This window comes from Phenylobacterium sp. (assembly GCF_036723115.1).
Classification (GTDB): domain Bacteria; phylum Pseudomonadota; class Alphaproteobacteria; order Caulobacterales; family Caulobacteraceae; genus Phenylobacterium.
Genome location: NZ_DAIMHV010000147.1, coordinates 1 through 6,487, shown reverse-complemented (window position 1 = coordinate 6,487; position 6,487 = coordinate 1). Strand labels below are relative to the sequence as shown.

Here is a 6,487-nt window from a genome sequence, read left to right as displayed (position 1 = left end):
CCCATGGACCCGAAGCCGACCCCGCCCTTTCCCGCCCAGCCGCAGGACACGCCGGGCGTGACCAAGGACATGAGCCCCCGCCCCGATCACGGGGAGACCAGCTATCGCGGCTCCGGTCGGCTGGCGGGGAAGAAGGTTCTGATCACCGGCGGCGACAGCGGCATCGGCCGGGCGGTGGCCATCGCCTTCGCCCGCGAGGGCGCCGACCTGCTGATCAGCTATCTCTGCGAGGACGAGGACGCGCAGGAGACCAAGCGCTGGGTGGAGGAGGCCGGGCGCAAGTGCGTGCTGGCGCCCGGCGACATCGGTGACGCCGCCCACTGCCGCGCCCTGGTGGATCAGGCGGTGAAGGAACTGGGCGGGCTGGACGTGCTGGTGAATAACGCCGCCCACCAGATGGCCTTCGACAGCGTCGAGGAGATCTCCGATGAGGAGTGGCGCGACACCTTCCGGGTCAATCTCGACGCCATCTTCTATCTCTGCAAGGCGGCGTTGAAGCACATGGGCCAGGGCGCCTCGATCATCAACACCGCCTCGATCAATTCCGACACGCCCAATCCCAAGCTCCTGGCCTACGCCACCACCAAGGGGGCGATCCAGAACTTCACCGGCGGTCTCGCCCAATTGGTGGCCGAGCAGGGGGTGCGGGTGAACTGCGTGGCTCCGGGACCGATCTGGACGCCGCTGATCCCCTCGACCCTGCCCGAGGAGATGGTCAAGAGCTTCGGCGAGCAGACGCCGATGAAGCGCCCGGGCCAGCCGGCGGAACTGGCCGGGGCCTATGTGCTGCTGGCCTCCGATGAGGCGAGCTACATGTCCGGCGCCACGCTGGCGGTGACCGGCGGCAAGCCGATGATCTGAGGCGTATCGGCCAGGACGGCCAGGGCCAGGGCGGCGAGCATCAGGAGGGCGAGGCCGCCGCCCACGGGCCAGAGCGCCAGACGCTGTTCCAGCCGCTCAAGTCTCGGGCCGGGATCGGGAAGACGTAAGGACAGCTGCGGCCGGGGACGGGCGGCGAGCGCGCCCTGATAGACCTCGCGCAGGGCGTAGAGGAGACGGGCGGCGGGAACCACCAGGTCGCCCTCAGGCAGGGCCGGCGCCCGCCAGCCGGCGCGCTGGGCCAGGCGGATCAGCCCGACGACGGTGAGGCCCAGGATCAGGGGCCAGGTCGACTCCCACAGATTGGCGAGGCTGAGCGCGTAGCCGGGGGTGAGCGCGGCCAGGGGCTGGAGCAGGCTCCAGGGCAGGATGAGGGCGCAGGTCGCGCAGGCGAAGACCGCAAGGGCGGGGCCTGGCCGGGCGGCTTGCGGCTCGGCCGGGGCGATCCGCCAGGCCAGTTGCAGGAAGCGCAGCATCAGCACCGTGGTGCCGGCCGCCGACAGGGCGATCAGGGTGGTGGCAAGGCCAGGCTCCAGGGCGCTTTTCAGGCTGAGCTTGGCCAGGGCGCCGCCGGTGAGCGGCAGGCCGGCTATGGCCAGCGCCATCAGGGCCGCGGCCAAGCGCAAGGGACGGGCCAGGCGGGGGCCGGCCAGGGCCAGGGCGCCCACGGCCAGGAAGAGCGCGCCCTTGGCCAGACCGTGATGGGCGCTGTAATAGGCCGCCGCCGTCAGCAGGCCTTGCGGGGCTTGCGTCGTCAGAGCCGCGCCCAGGGCCGCGGTGAGCACGCCCATCTGGCTCAGGGTCGAATAGGCCAGCACCGTCTTGGGCCTCTGCTGGAAGGCGCCCAGGAGGACCCCGCCGAAGGCGGTGAGGAGACCGACGGCGGTAAGCGCCGCGCCCCAGCCGTCGAGGCCCGCGCCGAAGGGCAGGAAGGTGAGCAGGCCGAAGAGGCCCGCCTTGACGATGGCGCCCGACAGCACCGCCGAGGCCGCCGGCGGCGCGGCCGGATGGGCCAGCGGCAGCCACACGTGCAGGGGGATCAGGCCCAGCTTGATCCCGAAGCCGGTGATGAGCAGACCTAGCGTCATGTCCCGCCAGGGGGAGGCGAGGATGGCCTGGTCCATGCCCTGGAGCTGAATGGCGCCGGCGGCCTGTGCTCCGAGCATGAAGCCCAGCAACAGGCAGGTCTCGCCGAAAATGGCCAGGACCAGATAGATGCGCCCGGCGCGGCGGGCCTCTTCGCTGCGGCTATGGACGATAAGCCCGAAGGCCGAGAGGGAGAGCAGGGCGAAGGCCAGATAGAAGGTGACCACGTCGGCGGCCAGGAAGAGCAGCATGTTGCCGGCGAGCGTCGCCAGCCACCAGCCGGCCAGGCGCTCGGCGTCCGCATCGCTCATGCCCAGGCGGACATAGGCGCCGGCCAGGGTCCACAGCAGGGCGCCGGTCCCCAGGAAGAGCCGACCGGTCGCCTCCACCCGAAGGCCCGCCCCCAGCAGGGCGTCGGGCAGGGGCTGGGCGAGGCCCGGCGCGGCCAGGAGCGCCAGGGCCAGCGCCGGCAGGGGGGCGAGCGCCAGGGCCTGGCCCATGACCGGCCGCAGGCGGGGCGCGGCGCAGGCGATCGCCATCAGCAGCGGCAGGCCCGGGGCGAGGAACAGCAGGGTCTGAATCAGGCTCATGCGCCATAGGCCCTTTCGAGGATCAGGCGCGACCAGCCCAGCGGGCTCATCTCCATCCCCGCCAGCAGGCCCGCCATCAGGGCGGCCAGCGCGGTCACCAGGGCCGGGAGGATCAGCAGCAGGGGACGCTCGCGGCGCGGCGGCAGGTCGGCGGCCGGCGGCAGGAACCAGGCGCGGTAGATGAGGGGCAGGAAGTAGGCGGCGTTCATCAGACTGCTGGCGGCCAGGACGAAGATCACCCAGGGCTGGCCGGCCTCCAGCCCGCCCACGCCCAGCTGCCACTTGCTGACGAAGCCGGCCACCGGCGGCGCGCCGATCATGCCCAGGGCGGCGATGGAGAAGGCCAGCATGGTCACCGGCATGGCCCGGCCTATGCCGTCAAGCTGATCGACCCGGGTGACCTTGGCCCGCTCGGCCAGGGCGCCGGCGCAGAAGAAGAGGGTGATCTTCATCATTCCCTGGTGGACCAGGTGGACCAAGCCCCCGAGGGTGGCCGAGGGGGCCACCAGGGCGGCGCCGAGGATGATGTAGCTGACCTGGCTGACCGTGGAGAAGGCCAGGCGCCGCTTGATGTCCCCCTGGGAGAGGGCGCGCCAGGAGCCATAGAGGATGGTGAAGGCCGCCAGCGCCGCCAGAGGCAGGCCGACCCCCAGGTCCTGGACCAGCTCCAGCCCATAGACGTCGTAGAGCAGGCGGATGACGCCGAAGGCGCCGGCCTTCACCACGGCCACGGCGTGCAGCAGGGCGCTGACCGGGGCGGGGGCCACCATGGCCGAGGGCAGCCAGCCGTGCAGGGGAAAGAGGGCGCACTTCACCCCGAGGCCGGCGATGAAGACGAAGAAGAGCGCGGTCAGCGCCAGGGGGTCGAGGCCGGCCAGGCTGTCGCGGCGGGCGAAGTCGATGGGGCCCGCCAGGCTCTGGAGGCCCACCATGGCGCCGAGCAGGAGCGCGCCTCCGGCCAGGGTGTAGGCGAGGTACTTGGCGCCGGCCGCCAGGGAGGCGCGGTCGCCCTTGTGGGTCACCAGCGGCCAGGTGGAGAGGGTCAGCAGCTCGTAGAAGATGAAGAAGGTGAGCAGATTGCCCGACAGCGCCACCCCGGTGGTGGCGGCCACGCAGAGGCTGAAGAAGCCGAAGAAACGCGACTGGCCCGGCGCGTCACCGAAATAGGCGATGGCGTAGAGGGTGGTGAGCAGCCACAGGAAGGCCGAGAGGGTCAGGAAGAGCAGGCAGAGCGCGTCCACCCGGAGATTGAACTCAAATCCCGGCGCGAGCTCGAAGCGGGTCTCATAGACCTGACCGGAGGCCACGCCCGCCAGCAGCAGGGCCACCAGTGCGAGCTTCAGCAGGGCGCCGCCGATATTGATGAGCGCCCGGGTCATCCCCATCCGATCGGGGAGGAAGAAGATGATCAGGGCGGTGGCGACGCTGGAGAGCAGGGTCAGGAGCGGCAGGGCGGCGCTCATGGTCTGGCCTCCGGCAAGGGGGCGCCGACCTGCAGGAGCTCATAGGCGCCCGGAATCAGGCCCAGGGCCAGGGCGGCCAGGGCCAGGATCAGGGGCGGCCATTGCAGCCTGCGCGGCGTTGGCGATAGCGGCGGGGCCTCCTCGCCCCGGGCGGTCATGAGCCGGGTGAGGGGCCGGAAGAGATAGGCCGCAGAGGCCAGGCCCCCGGCCAGCAGGACCGCCGCCCACAGCCAGCCGCCGCTGTCGAAGGCCGCGGTGAGCATGAGGTACTTGGCCAGGAAGCCGCCGCCGGGCGGCAGGCCCATGAGCGAAACGGCGGCCAGGGCGAAGGCGAAGCAGGCCATGGGCGCCTGGCGGCTGACGCCGGCCATGTGATCGAGACGGTCATCGCCGGCGGCCAGGACCATGACCCCGGCGGCCAGGAACATGGCCGCCTTGGCCAGGGCATGGGCCAGGGCCTGGAGCATGGCGCCGGACCAGGCGGCCTCGGCCCAGGGGCGGGGCTCGGTTCCGCCGGCCAGGGGGAAGACCAGCATCAGATAGCTGAGCTGGGCGATGGTGGAATAGGCGACGATGCGCTTGAGCCGCATCTGGCGCAGGGCCTGGACCGAGGCGTAGGCGACGCCCAGCGCGCCCAGAAGACCAAGTCCGGTCATCAGCCTTGGTCCGGCGATCTCCGGGGCGAGGTCGAACCAGAGACGCAGCAAAATATAGAGGGCGGCCTTGACCACCAGGGCCGAGAGCAGGGCGCTGGCCGGGGCGGGCGCGCCGCCATGGGCGTCGGGCAGCCAGCCCTGCAGCGGAAAGAGGGCCGCCTTGGCCATGAGGCCGACGCTCATGAGCAGAAGGGCCATCAGGACCGCCGGACCTGGTTCCAGCACCCATCGGAGCCGGGCGATGTCCATCATCCCATGGGCGCCATAGATCAGCACCACGCCGGCCAGGAAGGCCAGGGAGCCCAGGAGGGCGAAGAGCAGGTAGCGGGTGGCCGCGGCCAGCTGAGGAGCCTTGCCCTCCAGGGCGACCATGGCCACGGCGGCCACGGTGAGCAGCTCCAGGGCCACATAGAGATTGAAGAGGTCGCCGCCCAGGAAGACGGCGTTCACCGCGGCCCAGCAGGCATAGAAGAGGGGCCAGAAGGCGAAGCCCTTGCGGGTCTCCGTCCCGGCCGCGAGATAGGACCTCGCGAAAAGACCCGCGCCGGCGCAGACCAGGGCACTGGCCAGCACAAAGGCCGCCGCCAGGCCATCGACGCGCAGCTCGATGCCCAGCGGCGCGCCCCAGCCGCCTGGGGCGTGGACGCCCGGGCCGCTGGCGAGGACCAGCCAAACGAGCCGTCCGGCCAGGGCGAGCGCCAGGGGGGCCGCCATCCAGATGAGGCTTGCGGCCCGCCGCCCCAGGGGAACGGCGAGCAGGCACATCAGGAAGGGCAGGGCGATGCTGAGGGCCGCCTCAGCCATCGGCGGCCTCCGACGGCGGTGTGAGGGCGTCGTCCTCCTCTTCCGCCCGGCGCAGCTGGTCGGCGCGGACGGCCAGGGTGACGGCGAGCGCGGTGGCGGCCAGGGCCACGACGATGCCGGTGATGATCATGGCCTGGGGGGCGGGGTCGGTGAGGCCCCGGGCCTGGTCCCGCCCCAGGGCGCCGAAGATGAGGAAGAGGCCGCCGCCCAGGACGTTGAAGGCCAGGATCTGACGCAGCAGGTGTCTCTGGGCGATCAGCCCATAGACGCCGATCCCTGTCAGAGCCGCCCCGGCCAGGATGAAGAGCGCCGCCATGGTCAGGCCCGCCTCTGGGGCGGCCCCAGGACCAGGAGGGCCAGGGTGGCGGCGATGGAGAGGGTCAGGGCGAGCTCGATGGCCAGGATGAGCGGCTTGGCGATGGCGGTGGGGAACGTCAGGAAGCCGCCCTGGCTCAGCCCCCAGAGGCCGGCCAGAAGGAAGACGAGCGGACCGAAGATCACCGTCAGGCGCAGGCGCAGGCTGGAGGTTTGGGGCGCGCTGACCAGGCCCGCCATGGCCGCCAGCAGCCAGACGGCGGCCAGCACGGTTCCCCCCTGGAAGGCGCCGCCCGGCGCATCGGCCCCGGTCCAGACGAGATAGAGGCCCACGATGAGGCCGAAGGGCGGCAGGAGCCGGCCGAAGGTGGCCAGGACCCCGCCGGGCCGGACATGCTGGCGCACGCTGGGCCGTCCGCCCCAGGCGCCGTCGGGGGTCAGCGACCAGACCGCGATGAGAGCCACGGCCAGAACGAGGCTCTCCAGCAGGGTGTCATAGCCGCGGAAATTCAGCAGGACGGCGGTGACGGGGTTATCGACGCCGGAGCGGGGCAGTTCGGCTTGGACCGCGGCGGTCAGGCCTTGCCCGCCCTGGACCGAGAGGCCCGCCCCGGCGAGGGCGGCGGCCGCCGCGGCCGCGCCCAGGGCGATGAGGGGCGAAGGGCGGCTTCGGGGCAGCAGGGCGGTTTCCGCG

The 6,487-nt window shown here is 72.0% G+C and carries 6 protein-coding genes; 1 reads left to right on the top strand and 5 read right to left on the bottom strand.

Going from position 1 to position 6,487, the window contains the following annotated elements:
• Positions 1-861, top strand: an 861-nt coding sequence (locus tag V7D28_RS12800) for an SDR family oxidoreductase (protein ID WP_333587770.1), incomplete at its 5' end; no start/stop codon positions are given.
• On the opposite strand, the gene V7D28_RS12795 is transcribed toward V7D28_RS12800, so the two are convergent.
• The 5 genes from V7D28_RS12795 to V7D28_RS12775 all read right to left on the bottom strand — a co-directional run.
• Positions 810-2,555 (bottom strand): proton-conducting transporter transmembrane domain-containing protein, encoded by a 1,746-nt coding sequence (locus tag V7D28_RS12795; RefSeq protein WP_333587769.1) that lies wholly within the window; start codon positions 2,553-2,555, stop codon positions 810-812. The genes V7D28_RS12800 and V7D28_RS12795 overlap by 52 nt on opposite strands.
• On the bottom strand, positions 2,552-4,018 hold the full coding sequence (locus V7D28_RS12790; RefSeq protein WP_333587768.1) for a proton-conducting transporter transmembrane domain-containing protein: 1,467 nt from the start codon (positions 4,016-4,018) through the stop codon (positions 2,552-2,554). Before V7D28_RS12790 ends, V7D28_RS12795 begins: the two co-directional genes overlap by 4 nt.
• On the bottom strand, positions 4,015-5,478 hold the full coding sequence (locus tag V7D28_RS12785) for a complex I subunit 5 family protein (protein WP_333587767.1): 1,464 nt from the start codon (positions 5,476-5,478) through the stop codon (positions 4,015-4,017). Before V7D28_RS12785 ends, V7D28_RS12790 begins: the two co-directional genes overlap by 4 nt.
• On the bottom strand, positions 5,471-5,794 hold the full coding sequence (locus V7D28_RS12780; protein ID WP_333587766.1) for an NADH-quinone oxidoreductase subunit K: 324 nt from the start codon (positions 5,792-5,794) through the stop codon (positions 5,471-5,473). The genes V7D28_RS12785 and V7D28_RS12780 overlap by 8 nt, the downstream gene beginning before the upstream one ends.
• A gap of 2 nt (positions 5,795-5,796) precedes the next feature.
• A partial coding sequence (locus V7D28_RS12775; protein ID WP_333587765.1) for an MnhB domain-containing protein occupies positions 5,797-6,487 on the bottom strand: 691 nt, incomplete at its 5' end.